Source organism: Lysinibacillus sp. BSL11 (genome assembly GCF_052928325.1).
The window spans coordinates 16,282-43,154 of the sequence record NZ_JAVGCX010000027.1 but is presented as its reverse complement, the minus strand read 5'-3'; the positions used below and the strand labels follow the sequence as shown (position 1 = coordinate 43,154).

The window sequence follows — 26,873 nt, the reverse complement described above, 5'->3', positions numbered from 1 at the left end:
CTAAAAAAATTGTCCATGCAGGCGATGCTTACTTTTGCTGCCATGAATTTAAAGAAACTGGCTACTTGGACGTGGCAAGTAGCTTAAGAGAGCAACTATGCTCGAAGAGTATGTTGGATTTGGTAATATATTACCAAATATCAAGACGACATAGGAAGAAAAATGATAAAAGCCCTCGAGAGTGAACTTCTCGAGGGCTTTTGTCTACAGTCTGAAGCGTCTATGTTTACCATAGACGCTTTCATTAGCTTCTTAAAAAAAGTATTTATTTCATTTTAATTTCTGCTAAAGCATTTAAGAATTTATCGTTTAGCACTTTAATATAAGTACCTTTCATGCCTAAAGAGCGAGATTCAATGACACCAGCTGATTCAAGTTTACGTAATGCGTTTACGATCACTGAGCGTGTAATACCCACTCGATCAGCAATTTTAGAAGCAACTAGTAAACCTTCATTACCATCAAGTTCTTCGAAAATGTGTTCAATTGCCTCTAACTCACTGTACGAAAGTGAATTAATAGCCATTTGCACGACAGCTTTGCTACGAGCTTCTTCTTCAATTTCTTCAGACTTTTCACGTAAAATTTCCATCCCAACTACTGTTGCACCATACTCAGCTAAAATTAGATCATCATCTTCAAATTGTGAAGATAAACGAGCAAGAATTAGAGTGCCTAAACGCTCACCACCGCCAACGATTGGTACAATTGTTGTTAAAGCATTTTGGAATAAATCTTTATTTTCTACTGGGAAAGCAGTATGTTCATTATTAATATCTAAATTTGAAGATGTTTCAGAGATCGTAAATAAGCTATGTGTGTATTCCTCTGGGAATTGTCTCTCTTCAAACATTTTTTTCATACGTTCATTTTCAATTTGTTGGTGAATTGAAATACCTAATAATTTACCTTTACGGCTTAAAATATAGACATTACTATCAATAATATCTCCTAGTGTATCTGCCATTTCCTTAAAGTTTACAGGCTTACCAGCAGAAGCTTGAAGCATCGAGTTAATTTTACGTGTTTTTTCTAATAAATTCATTATATGTTCCTCCTATAAATAATCCGAAGAGTATTTACTAAATATTCTAAAGGTTTTTACTATTGAATGATACTAATCAGCTTTATCTTACAGTATAAACTGTGACAAATCTTTGTTTTTTACAATTCCCGCAAGTTTTTGATCCACATACGCCGCATTGATTGGAATACTCGCTGGCGCAATCTCAGATGCCTCAAACGATAGTTCTTCCAGTAAACGTTCTAATATTGTGTGTAAACGACGAGCTCCAATATTGTCTGTTTCCTGATTCACTTCAGTTGCTATCTCAGCAATTCGTTCAATAGCATCTGTCGTGAAATGAATTTCTACGCCTTCTGTCTCTAAAAGCGCTTTATATTGCAGAATTAATGATTGATCTGGTTCTTGTAAAATACGGACAAAATCCTGTTTTGTTAATTTTTCAAGCTCTACCCGAATTGGAAAACGGCCTTGTAACTCGGGAATTAGGTCTGATGGTTTTGACATATGAAATGCCCCAGCAGCAACAAACAGCATATAATCTGTTTTCACTGCACCATACTTCGTAGTGACAGTAGAACCTTCTACAATTGGTAAAATGTCACGTTGAACTCCTTCGCGGGAGACATTCGCCGAAGTATTTCCTTCTTTACTAGCAATTTTATCGATTTCGTCAATAAAAATGATGCCCGTTTGCTCAGCTCTATTAATGGCTTCCTGTGCTACTTCATCAGCATCTATCAGCTTATTTGCTTCTTCTATTGTTAAAATACGACGCGCGTCTTTTACTTGCACACGGCGTTTTTTCTGTTTTTTAGGCATTAAACTAGATAGCATATCCTGCATACCACTATTCGCAGACATATCCATTCCTGTTCCTTGTAACGCATCAAAAATGGATGGATTTTGTTCTGTTACCTCTACAGTAACCCACTCATTTTCTAACTTACCATTGCGTAGATCAATTGCAATTTGAGCACGCTTCGAGCGAACTTCTCCATCATCTGCTGATGAATCATCATTTGTTGGTTGTTCTTTCCCACCAAATAGCATTTCAAACGGATTTTGCATCGCCTGTTTTTTACGTAAAGAAGGCACCAAAAGTTTCACGATTGCTTCATTTGCTAATTGTTCTGCTTGTTCCTTGACAGACTCCATCATTTCTTCTTTAACTAGACGGTGAGAAGCTTCTACCAAGTCACGGACCATTGATTCAACATCTCTACCCACATAGCCTACTTCGGTAAACTTTGTCGCTTCAACTTTTACAAAAGGGGCATTGGTAAGCTTTGCAATCCTTCTGGCTATTTCTGTTTTACCGACACCAGTTGGCCCAATCATCAAAATATTTTTCGGAATAACTTCAGCCTTCATATCTTCATTTAACAACGAACGACGATAGCGGTTTCGTAACGCAATAGCTACTGCTCGCTTAGCTTCATTCTGCCCAACAATGTAACGATCTAAATGCTCAGTAATTTGTCTTGGCGTTAAATTTTTTTGTGTCATTAGTTCAGCGCCTCCACGATAATATTATGATTTGTAAATACACAGATTTCAGCAGCTGTTTCTAATGCCGCTTCAGCAATTTCACGAGCAGTCATTGTTTCACCTGCATATTTTTTTAATGCTCTACCTGCAGACAATGCATAATTGCCCCCAGAGCCAATGGCCAAAATGCCATCATCAGGTTCAATCACTTCTCCTGTACCCGAAACGAGTAATAAAGTCGTTTTATCCATTACTAGTAGCATCGCTTCTAGCTGACGCAGCATTTTATCACCACGCCATTGCTTCGCTACCTCAACGGCTGCGCGTTGTAAATTACCGTTATACTCATTTAATTTGCCTTCAAACATTTCAAAAAGTGTAAAGGCATCAGCAACTGAACCTGCAAAACCAGCGAGGACCTGCCCATTAAACAGACGTCTGACCTTCCTTGCTGTACCCTTCATCACAACTGCATTTCCCAATGTTACTTGACCATCACCAGCCATGGCACAGCCTCCGTTATGATGAACCGCAAATATCGTTGTTGCATGAATTTGTCCCATCTGCCTTCCTCCTTAGCTCTATTATGCCCTTGGATGAGCATTCATATATGTTTGACGAAGATGCTCTTTTGTTACATGTGTGTAAACTTGTGTAGAAGATAAATGTGAGTGACCTAATAACTCCTGCACCGTCCGCAAATCTGCGCCATTATTCAATAAATGAGTAGCAAAAGTATGGCGAAGCATGTGTGGGTAAATTTTTGTATGGAGTGAGGCCTTGTCAATCATTTCGTTTAAAATATGACGTACCCCTCTAGGAGTAAGTTCCCCACCACGCATATTAACAAACAACTGCAGATGATTCGTTTTTTTCATCAATCGTGGACGAGCTTGCTCTATGTAGTCCTGCATTGCTAAACTCGCAAATTGACCAAATGGAATGATTCGTTCTTTTCGACCTTTGCCCATTACTCGTATAATCGAATAATGAAAATCTACATCCTCTACTTGAATTGAAGTCAGTTCACTCACACGAATACCTGTTGCATATAACAGCTCTAATATAGCTATATTTCTTAATGATTTCAAATCATCACCAGTATTCGCATCAAATAACTGTTTCAATTCCTCTTCGTAGAAAAAATTAGGTAAACGTGATTCTTTTTTCGGATGATAAAGCGAACGAAATGCTCCGTCATCTAATCCGTACTGTCTATTTAGAAAGCGAAAAAAGGAGCGTATCGAAGAAATTTTCCTTGAAATAGAAGCCCTTGCCCTTTTCTCATCGTACAACTTTGTTACATAAAGACGTGCATGTATATATTCAACACTTGCTAAATCATCGATTCCCTCCGTTTGTAAAAAGGTTAAAAAATCTAGCAGGTCTGATTCATATTCTCGCACTGTATGAACAGAGAAGTTCTTTTCAACTTGGATGTAAAGCATGAACTGTTCGAGTGCATCTTGGGACGAAACTAACACAGAAAGATTCACCACCAATAATTTATTAATAATTTTCTTAAATGACTGACACTTGTAATATAACGGATATACAATTCTTTGTCATCTCTTACAAGTTTGTATCGTTTTTCTTATCATTAATAAACATACATATTGACACTAAACCTATCTTCATAATATAGCAAGTGTAAATAGTTATATTTTGAGAAAAACTCCATACAAAATAATAAAATACGTCTAATTAAGCATTTTGTCTACAAAAAGAAAAAGCCTCTAAGAGTATAACAACTTTTAGAGGCTTTTGGCAATTAAATTGTTTGTGAATTCACAAAATTTCGAATTGTGCTTATTGCGCGTGTTGCATGCATTTCCGCACGCTCTGGTTTAGAACGACGACCAGGCGGTAAGTCAGGGAAGATGCCGAAGTTTACATTCATAGGCTGGAAGTTTTTAGACTGTGCTTCTGTTATATAACGCGCCATGCTTCCTAATGCCGTTTCGAATGGGAAAATAATGGGCTCTTGTCCTAATGCTAAACGAGCTGCATTTATTCCTGCAATTAATCCACTACCTGCTGATTCAACATAGCCTTCTACACCAGTCATCTGACCTGCAAAGAAAATATTCTTTTGCTCACGAAGTTGATATGTTTTTTCTAAAACTTTCGGTGAATTAATGAAGGTGTTTCTGTGCATGACGCCATAGCGAACAATTTCTACATTCTCTAACCCAGGAATGAGCTGTAGCACTTCCTTTTGTGGCCCCCATTTTAAATGCGTTTGGAAGCCTACAATGTTGTAAAGCGTGCCTGCTGCATCGTCTTGACGAAGTTGAACAACTGCATATGGACGTTTTCCTGTTTTTGGATCCTCAAGACCTACTGGCTTCATCGGACCAAATAACATAGTTTTCTCTCCACGAGCTGCCATGACTTCAATTGGCATACAACCTTCAAAGTAAATTTCTTTTTCAAATTCCTTCAATGGTACAACTTCAGCTTCGATTAATGCTTGGCGGAAACGATCGAATTCTTCCTTTGTCATAGGACAGTTTAAATAAGCCGCTTCCCCTTTATCATAACGAGATTTTAAATAAACTTTATTCATATCAATACTATCTTTTTCGATAATAGGTGCTGCTGCATCGTAAAAGTATAAATAATCTAAACCAGTTAAACCTTGAATTTTTTCAGCTAAAGCTTTTGAAGTTAAAGGTCCTGTTGCAATAACTGTAATACCTTCTGGAATTTCTGTGACTTCTTCATGAATAACCTCCACAAGTGGATGGTTTTTCACAGTATCAGTTACATACCCTGCAAATTCGTGACGATCTACTGCTAAGGCCCCTCCAGCTGGTACTGAACATTGGTCTGCTGCCTTTAAGATAACAGAATCTAACATACGCATTTCTTCTTTGATAACGCCTACAGCATTTGTTAAACCGTTTGCCCGCAATGAGTTAGAACAAACAAGTTCTGCAAATTTATCAGTATGGTGCGCGGGAGTCTGCTTTACTGGACGCATTTCATAAAGTTTAACTTTTATACCCCGCTTAGCAATTTGCCAAGCTGCCTCACTACCTGCCAGTCCAGCTCCAATTACATTTACTACTTGTTCAGTCATGTTTCTTACCATCTTCCTATCATTGAGTAGGTGCTTCTTCATAGTCACACTTCGTACATTGAATTTGCACACCTTTTTTTATCTTTTTCTCTACTAATAATGCACTACATTTTGGACATGGTCTATTAATTGGCTTGTCCCATGAGACAAATTCACATTCAGGATACTGATTGCAACCATAGAATAGACGCTTTGTTTTACTTTTTCGCTCCACAATCTCGCCCGTTTCACAGGAAGGGCATTTCACACCAATAGGCTTCATAATCGCTTTTGTATTTCGACAATCCGGGAAATTAGAACAAGCCATAAATTTGCCATATCGTCCAAGCTTAAAGACCATTGGAGATCCACAAAGCTCACAGTCTTCCCCTGCAGGCTCATCTTTAATGACAACCTTTTCCATAGCTTCATCCGCATGTTTTACATGGACTTCAAAGTCCTTGTAAAATTCTTCCACAACTTTTTTCCATTGTCGATTGCCTTCTTCAATATCATCTAAATCTTGTTCCATTTGTGCGGTGAATTCGATGTTTATGATATCTGGGAAAAATTCTAGTACGAGTTGGTGTACGATCTCTCCTAGCTCTGTTGGCATAAAGCGTTTAGCATCTAATACAACATAGCCACGGCGCTGAATTGTATCGAGGGTCGGTGCATATGTGGACGGGCGCCCAATTCCTAGTTCTTCCATTGTTTTAACAAGTCGCGCCTCAGAATAACGTGGTGGTGGCTGTGTAAAATGTTGTTTAGGCTCGATTTCAAGCGATTTTACTTGATCACCAATTTCCATCTCAGGTAAAAGTTTTGTCGTCTCTTCAGTTTGATCATCAGTACCTTCAATATATAGTTTCATAAAGCCTGCGAATTTAACTTGTGAGCCATTTGCACGGAATAAAACATCACCATTTTGAAGATCTACAGCTACAGTATCAAGTACTGCTGGTGCCATTTGACTCGCAATAAAGCGCTCCCAAATTAAGCGATATAAGCGTAGCTGATCACGGCTAAGTACCGTCTTTAATTCATCCGGTGTCCGCATTGTACTTGTTGGACGTATTGCTTCGTGCGCATCCTGTGCATTTGAAGCTTTCTTTGTTTGTTTTATATCTGTTGCAATGTATTCTTTTCCATATTTGCCCTCAATGTACGTAACCGCTTCTGCTTTTGCCGTATCAGAAATACGTGTGGAATCAGTACGCATATAAGTAATTAGCCCGACTGTCCCCTCTTTTTTTCCAATATCTATACCTTCGTATAATTGCTGAGCTAGCATCATGGTCTTTTTAGCACGGAAATTTAATTTTCGTGCTGCTTCTTGCTGTAAAGATGATGTTGTAAAGGCTGGTGCAGCATTACGCTTACGTTCCTTTTTCGTTACATTGACAACATCAAAGTTTGTTCCTTTAACATCTTTTAAGATTGCCTTTACTTGTGCTTCATTTGTTAATTTTATTTTGTCTTTACCATTCCCATAGTAAAGGGCATCAAATGATTTTTTTCCTTTTTCAAACGTTCCTTCAATTGTCCAATATTCTTCAGGTTGGAAGTTTTTAATTTCATTTTCACGATCAATGATCATACGTAGTGCTACAGATTGTACCCGACCTGCTGATAAACCTTTTTTCACCTTTTTCCATAGAATTGGGCTAATGTTATAGCCAACAAGTCGATCCAATATACGTCTTGTTTGCTGCGCATCTACTAAGTCCATGTTAATTGGACGTGGATTTTTAAAAGACTCTATAATTGCATCTTTTGTAATTTCATTAAATACAACACGACAATCTGAGTGAATATCAATATTTAATGCAGTCGCAAGGTGCCAAGCAATTGCTTCTCCCTCGCGGTCTGGATCGGCCGCTAGATAAACTTTCTTTACTTTTTTAGCTGCAGACTTTAATTCCTGTAACACAGGTCCTTTACCACGTATCGTAATATATTTAGGCTCGAAATTATTTTCCGCGCTAACGCCCATCTGACTACGTGGAAGATCCCGTACGTGTCCAACCGACGCTTTCACCTTATATTTCTTTCCTAAATAACGTTCAATTGTTTTTGCTTTTGCTGGTGATTCTACAATCACTAAATAATCCGCCATCTATGTCTCCCCCTTAGCGAGGTCTATTACTAATTTTTTAAGTTACCTGTTGCAAAATGTATAACAGATTTTAAGATAATGCAACTTTTTTTCAATTTTTGTTAGAAAAGAGGTCTAATGTTTCAATGATTTGATGACCATTCACTATGGGAATTGCTCCTTCAAAAAGCAATTGATTTGTCCCTTTTGATTGAGTTGCGTCTATAGGTCCTGGTACCACAAATACATCTTTTCCTTGCTCTAATGCAAGCTCTGTTGTAATAAGCGTGCCACTTTTTAATGCCGCTTCTGTCACAACTAATGCTCGAGATAAACCACTAATGATCCGGTTACGCATTGGGAAATGCCATTTTTCAGGCTTCATATAAGGGGGATATTCTGTCATTAATAACTGGTGCTCTGCCATTTGTGTAGCAAGAATGCGGTTTTCTGATGGATAGAGATAATTAAAACCATGTCCAAGCACCGCTATTGTATGACCGCCCATATCGATAGTCGCCCTATGTGCCATTGTATCTGCACCTCTTGCAAGCCCACTAACAACCGTATAATCACGTTGAATAAGTGGCGGGACAATTAAGTCTATCGCTCTTTTTGAATACGCTGTCGCCTTCCTAGAGCCTATAATAGCTATCTGTTTTTTATTTGTTAACAGGGAATATTGACCTTTCACATACAATACAGTAGGTGGACTTGATATTTCAAATAATTGCGCCGGGAAATAGGGATGATAAAACGGGATGGGGAAAATATTAGCCCGTGCATAGGCCTCTTCAAGTGGCGTTGTCATAATTTGTCGAAAGCGCTGAGAAAGTTGATGTGCTTTATGTGCTGATATTTGTAAAACTTTTGCGATGTCGTCATAATGAATGTCTTCAAAAGAGCTTAAAATATTCACAGGGGACAACAATTGCTGAAGTTTCTGAAGTGGTAATGGGTATACATAATGTAAGGCTAGTAATCTCTGCGTATCTACTGCGAGAATCATTCAATAAACCTCCTTTTATAATAGAAGAAATTAAATGACCGCATGATAATTTTCAACACAACATTGCATTATTATTTATAAAATCTGCCACAAAATTGTTGATTTCTTCATAAGTAAGTAGGTAATTGTTGAATGAAGTATGATAAACAGTGTATAAATAATGAAAAAGATGTAGCCGTAATGGCTACATCTTCCATTTTAATGGGTTTTACACTTTTCGTATAGCCCTTTTTCTTTAATTACTTTAATCAATGTTTCACCAATTACAGAAGGTGTTTCTGCAACTTCAATACCAGCTTCGTTCATTGCTTTAATTTTCTCTGCTGCTGTTCCTTTACCACCAGAAATGATAGCTCCAGCGTGACCCATACGTTTGCCAGGAGGTGCAGTTTGTCCACCAATAAAGCCTACAACAGGTTTTGTCATATTTGCTTTAATCCATGCAGCTGCTTCTTCCTCAGCTGTACCACCGATTTCACCAATCATAACAACTGCGTAAGTTTCTGGATCGTTATTAAAGGCTTCAAGTACATCAATGAAGTTTGTACCATTGACAGGGTCTCCACCAATACCTACTGCAGTTGTTTGACCAATTCCAGCTTGTGTTAATTGATGTACTGCTTCATATGTTAATGTACCAGAACGAGAAACAACTCCTACATGGCCTTTTGTATGAATATAACCAGGCATGATACCAATTTTACATTCATCAGCTGTAATAACACCTGGACAGTTTGGACCTACTAGGCGAGTGTTTTTGCCTTCCATATAACGTTTAACCTTAACCATATCAAGGACAGGAATATGCTCTGTGATACAGATTGTTAATTCTAATTCAGCATCAACAGCTTCTAAAATTGCATCTGCCGCAAATGGTGCAGGTACATAGATAACTGAAGTTGTAGCACCTGTTGCAGCTACAGCTTCTGCTACTGTATTGAAAACAGGAACTCCCTCGATTTCAAGTCCACCTTTACCTGGTGTTACACCTGCTACGATTTTAGTACCATACTCAAGCATTTGCTTCGTATGGAATAGAGCTGTTTCGCCCGTAATCCCTTGTACAATTACCTTCGTATCTTTGTTAATAAATACAGCCATTGTTCTCCCTGCCTTCCTTAGCCTACTAGTCCCACAATTTTTTGTGCACCGTCAGCCATTGAATCCGCTGCAACGATGTTTAAACCAGATGCATTTAAAATTTCTTTTCCAAGTTCAACATTTGTACCTTCTAAACGTACAACTAATGGCACAGCTAAACCAATCTCTTTAGCAGCCGTTACAACACCCTCAGCAATAATGTTACACTTCATAATTCCACCAAAGATGTTGACGAAAATGCCTTTTACGTTTGAATCAGAAAGGATAATTTTGAAAGCCTCTGTTACTTTTTCAGCTGTTGCACCGCCCCCTACATCTAGGAAGTTAGCAGGGCTTCCGCCATAATAACTAATTGTATCCATCGTTGCCATGGCAAGACCAGCACCGTTAACCATACAGCCAATATTTCCATCTAATGAAATATAGCTTAGGTCATATTTTGAAGCTTCGATCTCTTTTGCATCTTCTTCGTCAAAATCGCGTAATTCGACAATATCCTTATGTCGATATAATGCATTGGCATCAAAATTGAATTTAGCATCTAATGCTACTACTTCACCTTGTCCAGTTACAACAAGTGGATTAATTTCTACAATCGATGCATCTTTGTCGATAAATGCTTGATATAAGCCTAACATTAATTTAACAGCTTTCCCTACAAGGTTTGCTGGAATGTTCATATTAAACGCCATACGACGTGCTTGGAAGCTTGTTAATCCAACTACAGGATCTACTACTTCTTTGAAGATTTTTTCCGGATTTGTTTCTGCTACTTCTTCAATATCCATACCGCCTTCTTCAGATCCCATCATTGTTACACGAGATGTAGCACGGTCTAATACTAGACTTAAATAGTATTCTTTTTGGATATCAGAACCCTCTTCAATATACAAACGTTTTACTTCTTTTCCTTCTGGACCTGTTTGATGAGTCACTAAAATTTTTCCTAATAACTCTTTTGCGTATGTGCGCACTTCGTCAAGGTTTTTAGCGATTTTGACACCGCCTGCTTTACCGCGTCCACCTGCATGGATTTGCGCCTTGACTACTGTTACGTTTGAGCCAAGTTCCTTCGCTACTTTTACTGCTTCATCAGGGGAAAAAGCAACTTTTCCGTTTGGTACAGCTACACCATATTTTCTCAGAATCTCTTTCCCTTGATATTCATGGATATTCATAATACATCCTCCCATCAAACATTTGCATAGAATTGTTTTACTAACATAGACTATTCTAACGAAAGATTCTGATAAAGTCTACACTTTGTCTTTAGTTCGAATTTTCTCTCTTATTATGACACTTTTTTCTATTTTGTGTACTAAAACAGCTTGTAAAAATAGTCAGAATAATTCATTTTTTCTATATTTTTGCGCATGTTGCTGATCCAAACGATAAATAAATGCGAAAACTTCTGCTACTGCCTGATATAATTCTTCAGGAATAGACTCGTTTAAATCTAATTGACCAAGCAACTGCACAAGGTTAGGATCCTCATAAATCGGCACATTATGCTCATTTGCTCTTGCCAAAATGTTCTCGGCAATTTTCCCTTTTCCCTTTGCTACAACAGTGGGACTATCAAATTGACCAAGCTTATACGTAAGCGCAATTGCCTCTTTCCGAGTAAGTTTTTCTTCGCTCATACGCGGATATCCACCCCACTCTGCTCCTCTCGCTGTTCTACTACAGGACCTACTTTTTCCGTTTGCCCTTTATCAAATTGTTTAATAAACACACCTGAAAGTTGATAATTTTTTTCAGCCAGCCCAATTTTTAAAGCAGCCTTCAACGGCTCAGCAAGTGATTGAATTTCCGAATTTTCATTAAAGACCGTTACTGTGACAACTCTATTTTGAACCTGCATATCAATCACTGTTTCTTGCATAGATGCCATTTGTAAATAAAATAATACGCGTGCATAGTTAGCATCAATTTTGCCATTATCTTTCATGCGACCATTCCATTGTAAGGTTGCATCCATCTTCTTTCCAAAAAATTCAAGTGGAACTTGCATGATAAGCTGATGTTGATGACCGTTTTCTCCTGAAGATAGCTGCATTCCATTCATACGCGTCATAAGCATCTCTGCCGCTTCCTTCATTTGAGGTGGTATATTAGTTTCCTGCAATAATGTATGGAGTTGTGGCTTTAGCTGATGCGCAATCATTTGTAAATCAGCCGACTTGTTTCCTAATGTTGCCTCATAGCTAATTCCTAAATTTTTCAACACCGTTTTAAGTGCATGCTCCATCGCCTTACTATCCATTGAATTTTGTACTTGTGCATCTGCTTGTGTCACAACTTGCTGTATAAATGGTTGCGAAGAATTAATACTATTTTTCACCAGATTGCGCATGAGTGCCTCATTCTGTGAAGGCGAATTGGCCTCTTGCTTAAATAGGGATAACAAATGATCTTTCACTGAAAGTGCATGGGCATCCTGTGTAAATAAACGATCAGCTGTATTTTGAGTAAATGCTTTTAATAACTGATCCTGCATTTGTTTAGCAAAAACCTCTAGCGTTTGTTTTGATACTGGTAACTGATTAAAACGATCCACCAGCTGATTGATATGCTGTTTTTGCTCATTCGTTAATAAATTTTGACTTTCGGTCCATGATTTAAGCTGTGCCACCAGTTGACTAGCATTTTCTGACTTTGTAGCAAGAATGGTTTGAATAACTTGACCAGCTTGCTGTATTGGCTGAAAGGCTTTTGCTTCAATTTTTGACCAGTTTTGCAATGTAGCCTGCTGAGGAAGAATCCCCGACTCTTTTAGCATTGATAAAGCTTGCATTTTTTCATTCACTGTCGCAGCACTATTCGTTAAACTTTGTAAAAGCCTTGCAAGCACTGCACTACCCGTTTCTACTTCAAAGGGCTTGGCAATCGCTTGTACTTGTTGCAATAAATTTTGCCTCAATGACTCAGATAGGGTTGTATCCTTCGCTAAAAGTTGAGCAAAGTTATCCATGATAGCAGTCATACCAGATGTCTTTTGACCACTCATCAATGCTTGAAACACATCGTTTATCATAGGCATTTTTAGCTCTATCATTTTTTGAATGGTTTGTAGAGCATCTACTTTTGATATACCCTCTGGTAATGCCTTTAACCACATTTCAGCTTGCAGCATTTGTTCTTTAGAAATGGGTAGCTGTGCTTTCATAAAATGCCCTAATAATTGCTGCATTTCTGGTGATTTAGGCAAATTCATGGATTCTAATAACTGATTAATTTGCTGATTTGGTGTGGATGCCTGCGCCATCGGTCCAGTCACTATTTTCAATTCCGTTTGTGGATTTGTCCCTGTTACCTGAAAGAAATGGGCATCCCCAGCTTTTAACGGCACTTCGAGTTTAGCTATAAATTTTTGATTACCTACTTGGATTTCTGCCATTTGATCTGGATATAATTGCTTAATTGTTCCGTGAAATACTTGTCCTTGTTTTAAAGCAAGTGGTTGATTTGTCGAAGTCATTGCATTTTGCTGCAGTTGAATTGGATTAAATGATGTGGCTGTCATATACATACTCCTTTCATCAATTACTCCTTCGTGTAATTGTCTACCGTTTTTTAGCTTTATGAAAACATAGATTTTATTGGTTCAAATGATTTACGATGGTGAATAGTCGGTCCAAATTCCTCTAACGCTTTTAAATGTTGCTTTGTCCCATACCCCGCATGTTGCCCAAATCCATACATTGGAAATTCCTCGTCTAATTGCTCCATATACTCATCCCGTGCTGTTTTAGCTAAAATGGATGCAGCTGCTATCGCTAAGCTCTTAGCATCTCCTTTTATAATCGAATCTTGAGGAATTGTAATAGGTAATGTCATAGCATCTACTAAAACAACATCAGGCTTTGTCGACAATGATTCAACACTTACCTTCATAGATTGTTTTGTTGCTTCATATATATTCAGTTCATCAATTTGTTGGGCAGATTGAAAATGAATAAAATAGCTTACGGCATGCTCTTTAACTAATGTTGCAAAGCCATTTCGTTTGTCCTTCGATAATTGCTTTGAGTCGTTCAGACCAACAAGTGCCTCACAATTTGTCGGTAAAATTACTGCTGCCGTTACGACTGGCCCTGCTAGCGGTCCCCGTCCTGCTTCATCTACACCTGCAATAAATGTATCTGTTTTCCCATAGCTTAAATCGAATGCAACTTTTTTTTGATGCTCTTGCAGTAATTGATGTTTTTTATCTTGTCTCTTTTGCCAAGTTAGCCATGCCTTTTGTACACCTGCTCTTTCATCCGCTGTAATTTCTTTCATCCAATCTTGCCATTCCTCAGCAGCTTTCAATGCAGTTGTAATTTCCTTAATGGTTTTCATTGTGTACTCCTTCTTGCTTCTATTCATTCAAACTATAGCATGTTCAGTTCTTATGTAGTCTCTTTAACTCGAAAACTATTTTCCTCTCTATAGTCATTATCGGTTAAAAAATGTATTCCTAAAAGAAAAACTGTCACAAAAGAACGTGTGACAGTTTTAAATACTTATAATTGTTCAGTTTCTTTTTCTAACTGCTCATCCACAAAATCAAAGGTAAGTTTACCTAATTGTAATCCTCGGATATCTCGAACAATTAGTTGAGCTACTTGGTCATAATCTATTTCTCCACCAGGACCAAATACACGACGTAGCTTACCAATATGGTCAAAAGTATCCACTAACTCCTCATGGATAAACTCGAGACCGTAACGCTCATCCATACGCTTTGGATAATGATTAGATAAGAATCGCAACCCATAGACAGCTAGGTCTTCCATATTTGTAATAGTATCCTTAATAGCTCCAGTTAAAGCTAATTTAAAGCCTACTTCTTGATCCTCAAACTTTGGCCATAAAATACCTGGTGTATCCAATAGTTCAAGCTCTTTACCAACTTTGATCCATTGCTGTGCCTTTGTCACACCTGGTGTATTGCCCGTTTTAGCGATATTTTTTTTCGCTAATCGATTAATCAATGTGGATTTTCCCACGTTTGGAATACCCACAATCATGGCACGAATAGCTCTAGGCTTCATTCCTCTTGCTTTCATGCGATCAAATTTTTCTTTTAAAATCTCTTGTGCCGCTTTTGTGACTTGCTGTAAGCCCTTGCCCTCAAGTGAGTTAATGGCTACTGCTTTATGGCCACGCTTTGCAAAATACTCTACCCATTTCCGTGTTTCTTGTTCATCTGCCATATCCGCTTTATTTAAGATCAAAAGACGAGGTTTTTGGTTAATGACTTCGTCAATCATCGGATTACGTGAGGATAGCGGTAAACGTGCATCTATTAATTCAAAGATAATATCGACAAGCTTTAATTTTTCAGTTACTTCACGTCGGGCTTTAGCCATATGCCCTGGAAACCATTGTATCGTCACAGCTATACCTCCTAAACTAAAAGAAAAGGGAGTAATTTGCTCTCCCTTTCATACATTACTTTACAATTTTTATGTCACTAAATGGCCAGAAAATCAGACTGGTATTACCAATAATTTCTTTTTGGTTCACAAGGCCAATATGTCGACTGTCTTTACTATATCGACGATTATCTCCCATAACAAAGATATACCCCTCAGGAATAGTATTGCTATCCAAGGAAAGATCAATATCATTTAAGGTGAAATCTTCTGTTAAAGTTCCCTCTGTGATTTGTGCTTTATAGGCATCTAAATAGGGTTCATCAATTGGCTCACCATTTATATACAATTGATCATCCTTATACTCTAGTGTATCTCCTGGCAATCCAATTACACGCTTTATGTAATTTTTTTGTTCAGGTGCATGAAATACAACGATATCAAAACGTTTAGGCTCACCTATTTTATAACCAATTTTATTCACAATCATTCGGTCGCCATCTTCAAGGGTTGGCATCATGGACTCTCCATCAACTGCAATGGGTGTAAATAAAAAATATCGAATAACTGCAGCAATCGCAAATGCAATTAATAGTGCTTTTGTCCATTCCCATAATTCATTTTTTTCTTTCACTTGTTTTTCCATTGAGAATTGCCCCCTTGTCTAACACCATTTTAGATGATAGTGAATAAAGATGACAAGCAAAAAGAAAAGAGGCTTGAACACAAGCCCCTCACTTTTAAGTCATAATTATCGAATTTCTTTAATACGAGCAGCTTTACCACGTAGGTTACGTAGGTAGTAAAGTTTAGCACGACGTACTTTACCACGACGTACAACTTCTAAGTTAGCGATTTTTGGTGTGTGTACAGGGAATGTACGCTCAACACCTACACCGTAAGAAATTTTACGAACTGTGAAAGTTTCGCTAATTCCGCCACCACGACGTTTAATTACTACACCTTCGAAAATTTGGATACGTTCACGAGTACCCTCTACTACTTTCACGTGTACCTTAACAGTATCACCAGGACGGAAAGTTGGTAGATCAGAGCGAAGCTGAGATTTTGTAATTTCTGCAATAATGTTTGACATTGTTTTCTCTCCTTAGACAGATGCTCTTGCACGCAATCTATGCCACAGCGGAACACCGTAATTCAGTACTCCACATAGAAGTACAGATTAGATGTTATCATAAATAGATTTAGCAATCAAGCATCTTGACGATTGTTTTTTAGTTTTTCTAGATACAATTTTTGCTTGTCTGTTAATGGGTATTGCTCAAGTAAGTCAGGACGGCGCTCAAAAGTTCTTTTCAGCGACTGTTCCTCTCGCCATTGCTCGATTTTAGCATGATTCCCCGATAATAAAACATCAGGTACCTTCATGCCACGGAACTCCGCAGGACGTGTATAATGTGGATGCTCAAGGAGACCCGTTGAAAAAGAATCCTGGATATGAGAATCCTCTTGTCCTAAGACTCCAGGTAACAATCTAACTACGCTATCAATAACAGTCATAGCGCCTAATTCCCCACCTGTTAAGACAAAATCGCCAATGGAAATCTCGTCTGTCACGAGATGCTGACGTATACGCTCATCATAGCCTTCATAATGACCACATAAGAACACTAACTCTGTTTCCTGCGCTAGCTCCTCTGCTTTTTTCTGCGTAAATCGTTCACCCTGGGGACACATTAATATGATACGTGGCTGTTTACCTGCAGTAATAGCCTCTACTGCACTAAACATTGGTTCAGGCTTTAATACCATACCTGCACCACCACCATATGGATAGTCGTCAACTTGATTATGCTTGTTCCCTGAAAAAGTACGAATATCCGTTACCTCTAAATTTACAGCTCCCTTTTCTTGGGCCTTCTTTAAAATAGATGCACCAAAAACGCCTGAAAACATATCAGGGAACAGGCTCAATACATGAATATTCATCATAATAAGCCTTCCATAACATGAATGACTATTTTTTTGTCCATAACATCAATATCTTTCACGATATCTTCTATATAAGGGATATAGTGTTCTTTCTTAGTCCCTTTCACTACCCATACATCGTTTGCCCCTGTTTGCAGGATATCTGCTACAACACCGATTGTTTCGCCCTCTTCAGAAATAACTGTACAGCCTATTATTTCATGGAAAAAGAACTCATTTTCTTCAAGAAGATCATTAGTCATTTGATCTTTTGTCACTTTCAGCATGCCTTCTTTAAATGGCTCAACCAAGTTGATATTGTTCATGCCTTCAAAAGTTAATAAAATAAAGTTTTTATGACGACGCATAGAGTCAATCGTTACCCAGGTTGGCTTCTTATCGTCTTTTTTAAAGGCAGCAAGCTTATTTCCTACCGCAAAACGTTCTTCTTCAAAGTCTGTTGTCGATAATACACGTACCTCACCACGAATACCGTGCGTATTGACAATTCGACCTACATTAAACCATTCCATTCTATTTCACCTCGTAAAAACATGCTTATCTTCACAATGCATCTGGCTCATCCAAAAAAGGTTCCGTTCTTGCAGATGTGATTTGGAAGAATGTAGTTTTAGCTAAGACTCATTTGTCTTGTCAACAATAATATAAGCAATATCCTTTAGCTATACTCCTTCTTTAAGCTTTAATTTCCACTTAAACAGAAATCATAGCGATATGCTGATGTTAAAAAAAGATAAAAAAAGGAAGGAACCTACAAGCTCCCTCCTTTTTCGTCCAGATTTTACGCTTTATACTAAAGGCCACTTCGAACTCCTAAGCGACATGTAAACACACCTATCAGGACTCACTAGTACTTGTTGCAAGAGCGTGAAAATCTTTTCTATTAATCCAATATATCGACGTAGGTCTTCTTTTGATGGTGACTACCTGCCGCTGAATAAACAATTGTACGAATCGCTTTTGCTACTCGCCCTTGCTTGCCTATGACTTTCCCTCTATCCTCTGGATGAACAAAAAGTTTATAAACAATTCGATTTGCATTTTCATCCGTCTCAATACGAACTTCTTTTGGATAATCGACTAACGGTAAAACGATTGCTTCAATCAGCTGCTTCAAAGACGTCGCCCCCGATTATTTACTGAATTTTTGGTTATGGAATTTTTCCATGATACCTTGTTCTGAGAACAGGTTACGTACTGTATCTGATGGTTTTGCACCGTCAGCTAACCATTTAAGAGCTTTCTCTTCATCAATGTTTACAGTAGCTGGTTGAGTTAGTGGGTTGTAAGTACCAACTGTTTCGATTTGACGACCGTCACGTGGTGAACGAGCGTCTGCAACTACGATACGATAGAAAGGAGATTTTTTAGCTCCCATACGTTTTAAGCGAATTTTAACTGCCATTTTAATAGCACCTCCGAATAAGTTTCACACAAGATAGTATATTATCAATGTTTAGGTTGTTTGTAAAGTGTTTTTTCTTAACACCTAAAAATTATTATTTAAACAATGAATCAAAGCCTGGTAATTTCATTTTTTTCTTCCCTTTACCACTTGCCATTCCAGTCATTTGCTTCATCATTTTTTTCATTTCATCGAATTGTTTAATGAGACGATTCACCTCTTGAATAGATGTCCCAGAGCCTTTCGCAATACGCTTTTTACGGCTACCATTAATGATTTCTGGGTTGGTCTTTTCAGCAGGCGTCATCGAGTAAATAATGGCCTCTACACGCCCCATTTGCTTATCATCAACTTTTACATTATCTAAGCCTTTGATTTTGTTAGCACCTGGTAGCATTTTTAAAATTTCATCAAGAGGGCCCATTTTCTTGACTTGCTGTAATTGCTCAACAAAATCATCAAAAGTGAATGTTTGAGATTTAAACTTTTCTTCTAATTCTTTTGCCTTGGCTTCATCTACATTTGCCTGAGCCTTCTCGATAAGTGACAGAACATCGCCCATACCTAATATACGAGATGCCATACGCTCTGGATGGAATGGTTCAAGCGCATCCATTTTTTCGCCCATCCCGACAAATTTAATTGGTTTTTGCGTCACAGAACGGATAGATAATGCAGCACCACCACGCGTATCACCGTCAAGTTTTGTTAAAACAACCCCAGTAATACCGATTGCTTCATTAAAGCTTTCTGCTACATTGACTGCATCTTGACCCGTCATGGCATCAACAACTAGGAAAACCTCATCTGGCTCTTTTAATGCACGAATATCCTTTAACTCTTGCATTAGGTCTTCATCGATATGAAGTCGACCAGCTGTATCGATAATCACTACATCATGATGCTCTTCCTTTGCCAATTCAATTGCCTGACGTGCAATTTCTACAGGAGATACCTCAGTACCTAACGCAAAAACAGGTAGTGATAACTGTTTTCCTAATGTCTGTAATTGTTGGACAGCTGCTGGACGATAAACGTCAGCGGCAACTAATAATGGTTTACGATTATATTTTTTTCGTAGAACATTTGCCAATTTACCTGTAGTGGTCGTTTTACCCGCACCTTGTAGACCAACCATCATAATGACAGTGGGTGGCTTCGTATTAAACTTAATGGGACTTTGTTCGCCCCCCATTAATTCTGTTAGTTCATCCTGTACAATTTTAATAACTTGCTGACCTGGTGTTAAACTTTGCATAACATCAACACCAACAGCACGTTCACTTACCTTTTTCACGAATTCTTTGACTACTTTTAAGTTAACATCCGCCTCGATTAAAGCAAATCGGACTTCTCGCATCATTTCTTTAACGTCTTGCTCAGATACTTTTCCTTTGCCTTTAATCTTTTGGATCGTTCCTTGGAGTCGTTCCGCTAATCCTTCAAAAGCCATTGCTTTCGCCTCCTAATCCCATTCTTTCAGCTGCTCAATAAGTGCTAGCTGCTCTTCAGCTGTCATACTTTTTTCTGTAATCCCCTGTGTTAGCTGTAACAGCATTTGGGTACGTTGTTGAAATTTTTCAAGTAAACATAATTTTTCTTCATATTCCTCAAGCATCGCTTCAGTTCGACGAATGTTATCATAAACAGCTTGGCGTGAAACACCATACGATTCAGCGATTTCTCCTAGAGAGTTATCATCCAAATAGTATAGCTCCATATAACTTCTTTGCTTATCTGTTAATAATGCTTGATAAAAGTCGAAGAGAAAGTTCATGCGTGTTGTTTTTTCAAGTAGCATCGAATGTTTCTCCTCCCGCTATTAGTCATTTGTATCATAACGAAAAGCGCCCGTCTGTGTCAAGGTAATCTCCTTGTCTAAAAGCCTAAATTGCAGCTTTCAGGCGTTTTTTGCCTTTGGCTAGTATTACTCTTTTAAACAAGTCAATTCACCTCTACACAATCGAGCGTCTTTATCTATTACGTGTCAGTGTCACTTTATCCAATTTTGTTCAAAAACTGAAGCAAACTAAGCATCCAGCTTTCTCAATAGAGAAGAAATAAATGGCAATCAATATAAAACTATTCAGCCACTGTTAGCTGTTCTCATCATTATTTTGTAGTTCCTTATCCAAACCATCAGCAAATAGTCCATAGACATATCGTTCGGCATCAAATGGCTGTAAATCATCCATTTTCTCACCAAGACCCACAAATTTCACAGGAATGTGCAGCTTGTTACGAATAGCAAGAACAATACCCCCTTTAGCAGTACCGTCTAGCTTTGTTAAAACAATTCCTGTCACATTCGTTGCCTCTTTAAATGTTTGTGCTTGAACAAGCGCATTTTGGCCAGTTGTAGCATCTAATGCTAATAATACTTCATGTGGAGCATTTGGAATTTCACGTGAAATAACACGATGAACTTTTTCAAGCTCATTCATTAGGTTCACTTTGTTCTGCAAGCGTCCAGCTGTATCACAAATCAACACATCCGCTTTTCTGTTTTTTGCTGCACGAATCGCATCATACATGACTGCCGCTGGGTCAGAGCCCTCTGATTGTTTAATAACCTCACAACCAACACGATCTCCCCATACTTGCAATTGATCTATAGCACCTGCACGGAACGTATCACCCGCAGCTAATACAACCGTTTTCCCTTGAGATTTTAAACGGTGCGCTAGCTTACCTATCGTTGTTGTTTTCCCAACACCATTTACGCCAACAAATAGAATAACAGTTAGTTCACCATCTGGCTGCATAGTTAGTTCAATTAAATCTTCTTCACCTTGCTCATAAATTTCTACAAGCTTCTCAGAAATCACTGCTTGGATGCCATTTGTATCTTTAATATTTTTACGTTGCACCTCATAACGCAGTTTATCCATGAGTTCCATGACAGTTTCAAATCCAACATCAGCCTGTAATAGTAAGTCCTCTAATTCTTCAAAGAAATCCTCATCCACTTTACGATAGCGTGCAACAAGGTCATTCACTTTTGATGTAAAGGAATTACGTGTTTTTTCAAGACCAGCCTTGAATTTTTGTGTTATTGACCAAGCAGAAGGCTTTTTCTCTTCCAGTGGTTCATCCTCTACTACTGCTAGCTCTTGAACATCTAGCTGTGCTTCTTCTATTTCAGGTGAGGGCTCAGCTTCCACTTCGGCTTCTTTCACAATCGCCATTTCAGGTGATGCTTCATCTTGTTCAGACACTTTTAGATCAACGGTCTCAATGGCGTTTGATTCTTCAAGCTCCGGCTCCAAATGGTCGGATTCCTGTTCTTTGTCTGTTGGGTCTAGCCTCTCTTCCTCTGCTGGATTACCCATTAATTTATCTTTTAAACGTTTAAAAAAACTCATGCTTGTTCGCTCCTTTGCTCCGCAAGTACGGGTTCATCTTCTAGTTTTACTGATACAAGTTTCGACACACCTGATTCTTGCATTGTTATACCATACAAGACATCAGCTCCCTCCATTGTTCCTTTACGATGAGTAATTACAATGAATTGTGTGTCGAGACTAAACTTTTTCAAATATTGGCTATAACGCACAACGTTCGCCTCATCTAAAGCCGCCTCTACCTCATCCAGAATACAAAATGGTACAGGTCGAATATTTAAGATGGAGAATAGTAAAGCAATGGCCGTAAGTGCACGCTCCCCACCAGAAAGTAAACTTAAATTCTGTAATTTTTTCCCTGGAGGCTGTGCTACAATTTCAATGCCTGTTTCCAATAAATTTTGTGGGTCAATTAAAACCAAATCAGCTTGCCCCCCGCCAAACAATTCACGGAAAACACGTTTAAATTGCTCTCTAATAGCGTAAAACGTTTCACTAAAGCGCAACGTCATTTCTTCATCCATTTCTTTGATTGCTTCATGTAATGTTTCCTGTGCAGCAAGCAAGTCCTCTCGTTGTTCAGTTAAGAAAGTATGACGTTCTAGTACTCTATCATATTCCTCAATCGCACTTAAATTAACAGGTCCTAGCTCTTCAATGGATCTTTTTAACAATTTAACACGTCTTCGCACAAACTCTTCATCTTCTATTGCCAGAGCTTCTTTCTCAGCCTCTTCGAATGTTAACTGATAATTTTCTTCGAGTTGTTCGATAAAATTATCCATTTCAAATTCTACACGATTACGTTTTAACTCATTGGCACGAATTGCTTCAAGGTATCCTTTATGAATACGCTGTAGTTCCTTGAGTTGTTCTTCTAATGTAGAGAGTTCTTGTTGTTGTCCTATTTTCTGTTCTTTCTTTTCAGAAATAGTCTCTTGTAAGGCATCTCTTCTTGCTTTCCATGTCACAACCTGTTCCTCGACCTCTTCATCACTTAAATGATTTGTCGATTCATCAGATTGAAGCCACATTATTTCCTGAGAAATATTTTTAACTTTTTGTTGTGCTTTGTTTAATTGCAGTGCCAGTTCAGCAGTCGTAATTTGAACTTGTGACATTTGTTCTTGCATAACCGCTAGCTGTGAACGTTTTTCGGCAAGCTGTTCTCGTAAGACATCTTTCTCTGTCTCCCCCTGTAACTTTACCTTACTTAATTGTTCGACAGTTTCATTGATTTCGACAAGTTCTACAGCAAGGGTATTTAAGCGCTCCTCTGCTGCTTGCTTTTGTGTTAACAATGCTTCCTCACGTGTTTTTACATCTTTTGTTTCAGTTGAAGCAAAGGTTACTCTAGCCGATAAGCTTTTTTCTACGACTTCTAGCTCACGAATACGACTTGACTGTTGCATCTCATCTTTTCGTAATTGCTCTCCTTCAAGCTTTAATTGCTCTACTTGATCTCGCAGTACTGCAAGCTTCTCTTTTTCGGCTGCAACAGCCTGTTCAGCACTATAAATGGAAGCCTGTAACGATTCTAGCTTAATGATTAAATCATCTAACTCTGCTTTTCTTGTAAAGAGTGAGGATTGCTGTTTCAGTGCACCACCTGTTAAGGAACCCCCTGCATTAACAATATCTCCTTCAAGTGTGACAACTCGGTATCGGAAACCACATAATCGGGCAATTTGACTTGCACCTTCTAAATTTGATGCCACGATCACATTCCCTAATAGATTTTCAACAATTGTTCGATTGTCTTCATTAAAAGTGACAAGTGCATCTGCCATTTGAACAAAGGCAGGATGTTCAGTTGCTAGCTGAATAGTTCCTGGATTAATTTTGCGTGATTTCATGACTGTTTTCGGTAAAAAAGTAGCACGTCCAGCCCGTTTTTGTTTTAACCAGTGAATAGCCTGTTGCGCATGGCGCTCATTGGTTGTGACAATATGTTGAGAGGCAGCACCTAAAGCTGTTTCAATCGCTTGTGAATACTTTCCTTCAACTTGGATTAACTCTGCTACAGCACCCTCAATACCTTGTAAATCACCTTTATCTCGAGCAAGCAAGACCTCTTTAACACCTTGGAAGAACCCAGAAAAATCAGCTTCGAGTTCAGCTAATGTATCTTTTCTAGCCTTTAGTTGTTGTTGGTGTTGATACGCTTTGTACAACATATCCTGTTTTTCGCTAAAAGAAATATTGACATTTTTCAACTGTATTTGTAAGGTTTCATATTGCTCTAATTTTTTCTGTAAATCATTGGTTGTCGAGGCATGTTCCACCACTAACTTTTCTTTTTCAGCAATGATTTGCATAAGCTCTTGTCCAATTTCATCTGTTTGATCGGACATTTTTGCCGCCATTGCCTTTTGTTGAGCTAATTGCTGATCGATATTTTTCAATTCATTCTTCACTGTTGCTTCTTCATTTAATGAATCAATATATCGATTTTTATAGTTTTCTATTTCTTCCTCGATTTCTGTCACAGACCGATTTAATGATTGTTCTAACTGCTTGATGCTCTGCTTTAACACTGATACGGCTTGTTGCTTCTCGGAAAACACTTCTTTTTTCTCCTGTTCTTGAACCAGGAGTAATTCTACTTCCGCCTTAGCCTCTTGTAATGTTGTATTCAGTTGTAATAGTTGATTCGATGCATTTTGGCGTTTTTCAGCCATCAATGCCTTACGACCATCCCAACGCTCTACCTCCATAGTGGCATTGACAAGCTCAGCCTGCGACACATCCAAATAATCATCTAGATCTTTTAATAGCTTACGTATGTTGGCGGTCTTTTGATCAATCATTGAAATACTTTGAGCTTGTTCTAACTCTGTTGCAGAAAGCTTCGAAAATTCCTCTTTAAGCGCATGCAAAGATTGTGCACAATTTTTAAAATCATGCACAAGAATGGCAATATCAAAATCCTTTAGCTCAGAAGACATTTGTACATAATCTCTTGCACTAGATGCCTGCATTTCAAGCGGCTCTAATCGGTTGTCTAATTCATGGAGAATGTCTAATACACGATACAAATTTTCATCTGTCTCAACAAGCTTATGCTCCGCTTTTTTCTTTCTTATTTTATACTTTAAAACGCCAGCAGCCTCTTCAAAAATAGAACGTCGGTCATCAGGTCGACTATTTAAAATCTCATCAACACGACCTTGAGATATAATTGAAAATGCCTCTTTCCCAAGTCCTGAATCCATAAACAAGTCCGTAATATCCTTCAGGCGACACTGTTGGTTATTTAATAAATATTCACTATCACCTGAACGGTATACGCGTCTTGTTACACTGACTTCTGTATAAGAAAAAGCAAGTTGCTCGTCAGTATTATCTAAAATAAGTGTTACCTCTGCAAAGTTGAGTGGCTTACGAGAGTCACTCCCAGCGAAAATAACATCTTCCATCTTTGCTCCACGTAACGACTTTGCCGATTGCTCCCCAAGTACCCAACGAATCGCATCTGTGACATTACTTTTTCCACTGCCATTTGGTCCAACAACGGCTGTAACACCAGGTACAAAATCAATTCCAATGCGTTCCGCAAAAGATTTAAAGCCAATCACTTCTAGTCGTTTTAGGAACATCTATTAAGCCTCCTCTTTTGCAGCTTCTTCACGCATCATCCGCATTGCACATTGTGCAGCTTGCTGCTCGGCTTCTTTTTTTGATTTTCCACGACCAATACCAAGCTCTTGTCCATTTAATAATACGCTTGATACAAAGGTACGATTATGTGCTGGGCCTTTTTCATCGATAATCTCATAATGAAGAAGTCCATTATTCGTTTGCTGTACCATTTCTTGCAATTGACTTTTAAAATCCATCACATGCGAAAAAGCACCGACTTCTACTTTTGGGAACACGATTCGTTCTAAAAATGACACGACCGTTTGTAAATCTTGATCTAAATAGAGTGCACCTACAAATGACTCAAAGACATCTGCAAGCAGCGCTGGACGTTCCCGACCACCTGTTAATTCCTCACCTTTTCCAAGTAATACAAAGCGTCCAAAGCCTAGCTCGTTAGCAAAAATCACTAGTGATGGCTCACATACAATGGAAGCTCTTAGCTTTGTTAACTCACCCTCGCTCATATTTGGGTATTTCTCAAAAAGATATTTAGAAACAGACAGTTCAAGTACTGCGTCTCCTAAAAATTCCAGACGCTCATTATCCGTAAATAATTTACGGCGATGCTCATTCACATAAGATGAATGCGTGAATGCTTGGTACAATAAATTTTTATTAATAAATGTGATATTTAATTCATGCTGTAACAGCTCAAATTGGTTGCGTACTTTTTCAGGAAGTACGCCAGATTTCTGCATAGTTCCTTTTCTTTTCATAGCCATTGAACAAATCTGCCTTCCTAATAGTTTCTACCGTTTTAGTGTACCTTTTTCAGGGCGTTTATGCAAAAGTATTTCGGCTTAAACACAATGTTTTGGAAATTTTTCCGAAAATCCCTCTTAATTCAGCATGCATCTCCCATTAGAGAGCATTTTGAAGCTGACTGTCATTAGATTTTTAACATAAAAAAGGGACGTTAATAGATCGAAAACCGATCCATTTCGTCCCTTTAAATACATCTTCATTCATTGAATCTGTTCCTTCAAACAAGGAATGCAGAAAAAGTAATTTCTACTTTATTCAAGCTACCATAAAACCATTGTATGATTACGATGACCATTACACCATTAGAGGTGATCTATTTTCACTAAATAAAGTTTAAACGAAATTAGTTTAATTTACTTTCGATGTATGAGATTGCAGTACCTACTGTTGAGATTTTTTCAGCATCTTCATCAGAAATTTCCATATCGAATTCGTCTTCAAGCTCCATTACAAGCTCAACTACGTCTAATGAGTCAGCACCTAAATCATCACGGAAAGAAGCTTCAAGCGTTACTTCGCTTTCTTCCACACCTAAACGGTCCACGATTACTTTTGTTACGCGTTCTAATACTGTAGACAAATGATTCACCTCCCCTCAAATGATTATACAA

25 protein-coding genes are annotated in these 26,873 nt (G+C 38.2%); all 25 read right to left on the bottom strand.

Annotated elements, in window-relative coordinates; translation table 11 throughout:
- Positions 1–265 precede the first annotated feature (265 nt).
- The gene (gene codY / locus RCJ95_RS22925; RefSeq protein ID WP_004229266.1) at positions 266–1,045 is read right to left on the bottom strand and encodes a GTP-sensing pleiotropic transcriptional regulator CodY; all 780 of its coding nucleotides are present in this window, start codon (positions 1,043–1,045) and stop codon (positions 266–268) included.
- An 87-nt stretch (positions 1,046–1,132) separates the two neighbouring features.
- A complete protein-coding gene (gene hslU, locus RCJ95_RS22920) occupies positions 1,133–2,533 on the bottom strand; it encodes an ATP-dependent protease ATPase subunit HslU (RefSeq protein WP_221683447.1) in 1,401 nt (466 codons plus the stop codon).
- Entirely contained in the window at positions 2,533–3,078 is a 546-nt protein-coding gene (gene hslV / locus RCJ95_RS22915) for an ATP-dependent protease subunit HslV (protein WP_004229270.1), read from the bottom strand. The genes hslU and hslV overlap by 1 nt, the downstream gene beginning before the upstream one ends.
- A gap of 21 nt (positions 3,079–3,099) precedes the next feature.
- Positions 3,100–3,999 (bottom strand): tyrosine recombinase XerC, encoded by a 900-nt coding sequence (xerC, locus tag RCJ95_RS22910; protein ID WP_004229272.1) that lies wholly within the window; start codon positions 3,997–3,999, stop codon positions 3,100–3,102.
- Between the two features lie 287 nt (positions 4,000–4,286).
- Complete coding sequence (trmFO, locus tag RCJ95_RS22905; RefSeq protein ID WP_221683444.1) at positions 4,287–5,600, bottom strand: FADH(2)-oxidizing methylenetetrahydrofolate--tRNA-(uracil(54)-C(5))-methyltransferase TrmFO; 1,314 nt, start codon at positions 5,598–5,600, stop codon at positions 4,287–4,289.
- 19 nt (positions 5,601–5,619) lie between these two features.
- Positions 5,620–7,698 (bottom strand): type I DNA topoisomerase, encoded by a 2,079-nt coding sequence (gene topA / locus RCJ95_RS22900; RefSeq protein ID WP_221683442.1) that lies wholly within the window; start codon positions 7,696–7,698, stop codon positions 5,620–5,622.
- A 91-nt stretch (positions 7,699–7,789) separates the two neighbouring features.
- A complete protein-coding gene (gene dprA / locus RCJ95_RS22895) occupies positions 7,790–8,686 on the bottom strand; it encodes a DNA-processing protein DprA (RefSeq protein WP_221683441.1) in 897 nt (298 codons plus the stop codon).
- Between the two features lie 198 nt (positions 8,687–8,884).
- The gene (gene sucD, locus RCJ95_RS22890) at positions 8,885–9,787 is read right to left on the bottom strand and encodes a succinate--CoA ligase subunit alpha (protein ID WP_004229280.1); all 903 of its coding nucleotides are present in this window, start codon (positions 9,785–9,787) and stop codon (positions 8,885–8,887) included.
- A gap of 17 nt (positions 9,788–9,804) precedes the next feature.
- Positions 9,805–10,965 carry an ADP-forming succinate--CoA ligase subunit beta gene (sucC, locus tag RCJ95_RS22885; RefSeq protein WP_221683440.1) on the bottom strand — a complete coding sequence of 387 codons (1,161 nt, stop codon included), beginning with the start codon at positions 10,963–10,965 and terminating at the stop codon, positions 9,805–9,807.
- A gap of 162 nt (positions 10,966–11,127) precedes the next feature.
- Positions 11,128–11,430: an EscU/YscU/HrcU family type III secretion system export apparatus switch protein gene (locus tag RCJ95_RS22880; protein WP_048391628.1), complete on the bottom strand. Its 303-nt coding sequence runs from the start codon at positions 11,428–11,430 to the stop codon at positions 11,128–11,130.
- Positions 11,427–13,313 carry a hypothetical protein gene (locus RCJ95_RS22875; RefSeq protein ID WP_312130641.1) on the bottom strand — a complete coding sequence of 629 codons (1,887 nt, stop codon included), beginning with the start codon at positions 13,311–13,313 and terminating at the stop codon, positions 11,427–11,429. Before RCJ95_RS22875 ends, RCJ95_RS22880 begins: the two co-directional genes overlap by 4 nt.
- 56 nt (positions 13,314–13,369) lie before the next feature.
- A complete protein-coding gene (locus tag RCJ95_RS22870) occupies positions 13,370–14,131 on the bottom strand; it encodes a ribonuclease HII (protein ID WP_221683438.1) in 762 nt (253 codons plus the stop codon).
- Between the two features lie 164 nt (positions 14,132–14,295).
- A complete protein-coding gene (ylqF, locus tag RCJ95_RS22865; protein WP_004269405.1) occupies positions 14,296–15,171 on the bottom strand; it encodes a ribosome biogenesis GTPase YlqF in 876 nt (291 codons plus the stop codon).
- 55 nt (positions 15,172–15,226) lie between these two features.
- A complete protein-coding gene (lepB, locus tag RCJ95_RS22860; protein WP_221683437.1) occupies positions 15,227–15,796 on the bottom strand; it encodes a signal peptidase I in 570 nt (189 codons plus the stop codon).
- Positions 15,797–15,901: 105 nt separating this feature from the next.
- Positions 15,902–16,246 carry a 50S ribosomal protein L19 gene (rplS, locus tag RCJ95_RS22855; protein WP_004269407.1) on the bottom strand — a complete coding sequence of 115 codons (345 nt, stop codon included), beginning with the start codon at positions 16,244–16,246 and terminating at the stop codon, positions 15,902–15,904.
- A gap of 116 nt (positions 16,247–16,362) precedes the next feature.
- Positions 16,363–17,100: a tRNA (guanosine(37)-N1)-methyltransferase TrmD gene (trmD, locus tag RCJ95_RS22850; RefSeq protein ID WP_221683449.1), complete on the bottom strand. Its 738-nt coding sequence runs from the start codon at positions 17,098–17,100 to the stop codon at positions 16,363–16,365.
- Positions 17,100–17,615 carry a ribosome maturation factor RimM gene (gene rimM / locus RCJ95_RS22845; protein ID WP_221683436.1) on the bottom strand — a complete coding sequence of 172 codons (516 nt, stop codon included), beginning with the start codon at positions 17,613–17,615 and terminating at the stop codon, positions 17,100–17,102. Before rimM ends, trmD begins: the two co-directional genes overlap by 1 nt.
- Positions 17,616–17,986: 371 nt before the next feature.
- Positions 17,987–18,220, bottom strand: coding sequence for a KH domain-containing protein (locus RCJ95_RS22840; RefSeq protein ID WP_134018983.1), 234 nt, complete (start codon positions 18,218–18,220; stop codon positions 17,987–17,989).
- 15 nt (positions 18,221–18,235) lie between these two features.
- The gene (gene rpsP / locus RCJ95_RS22835) at positions 18,236–18,508 is read right to left on the bottom strand and encodes a 30S ribosomal protein S16 (RefSeq protein WP_004269411.1); all 273 of its coding nucleotides are present in this window, start codon (positions 18,506–18,508) and stop codon (positions 18,236–18,238) included.
- A 94-nt stretch (positions 18,509–18,602) separates the two neighbouring features.
- Entirely contained in the window at positions 18,603–19,961 is a 1,359-nt protein-coding gene (ffh, locus tag RCJ95_RS22830; RefSeq protein WP_048391641.1) for a signal recognition particle protein, read from the bottom strand.
- Between the two features lie 12 nt (positions 19,962–19,973).
- Entirely contained in the window at positions 19,974–20,309 is a 336-nt protein-coding gene (locus tag RCJ95_RS22825) for a putative DNA-binding protein (RefSeq protein ID WP_054550507.1), read from the bottom strand.
- Positions 20,310–20,604: 295 nt separating this feature from the next.
- Complete coding sequence (ftsY, locus tag RCJ95_RS22820) at positions 20,605–21,873, bottom strand: signal recognition particle-docking protein FtsY (protein ID WP_221683434.1); 1,269 nt, start codon at positions 21,871–21,873, stop codon at positions 20,605–20,607.
- Entirely contained in the window at positions 21,870–25,451 is a 3,582-nt protein-coding gene (gene smc / locus RCJ95_RS22815; protein ID WP_313150384.1) for a chromosome segregation protein SMC, read from the bottom strand. The genes ftsY and smc overlap by 4 nt, the downstream gene beginning before the upstream one ends.
- A gap of 3 nt (positions 25,452–25,454) precedes the next feature.
- Positions 25,455–26,219, bottom strand: coding sequence for a ribonuclease III (rnc, locus tag RCJ95_RS22810; protein ID WP_012293239.1), 765 nt, complete (start codon positions 26,217–26,219; stop codon positions 25,455–25,457).
- Positions 26,220–26,605: 386 nt separating this feature from the next.
- On the bottom strand, positions 26,606–26,842 hold the full coding sequence (acpP, locus tag RCJ95_RS22805) for an acyl carrier protein (RefSeq protein ID WP_009371143.1): 237 nt from the start codon (positions 26,840–26,842) through the stop codon (positions 26,606–26,608).
- Between the last annotated feature and the right edge of the window lie 31 nt (positions 26,843–26,873).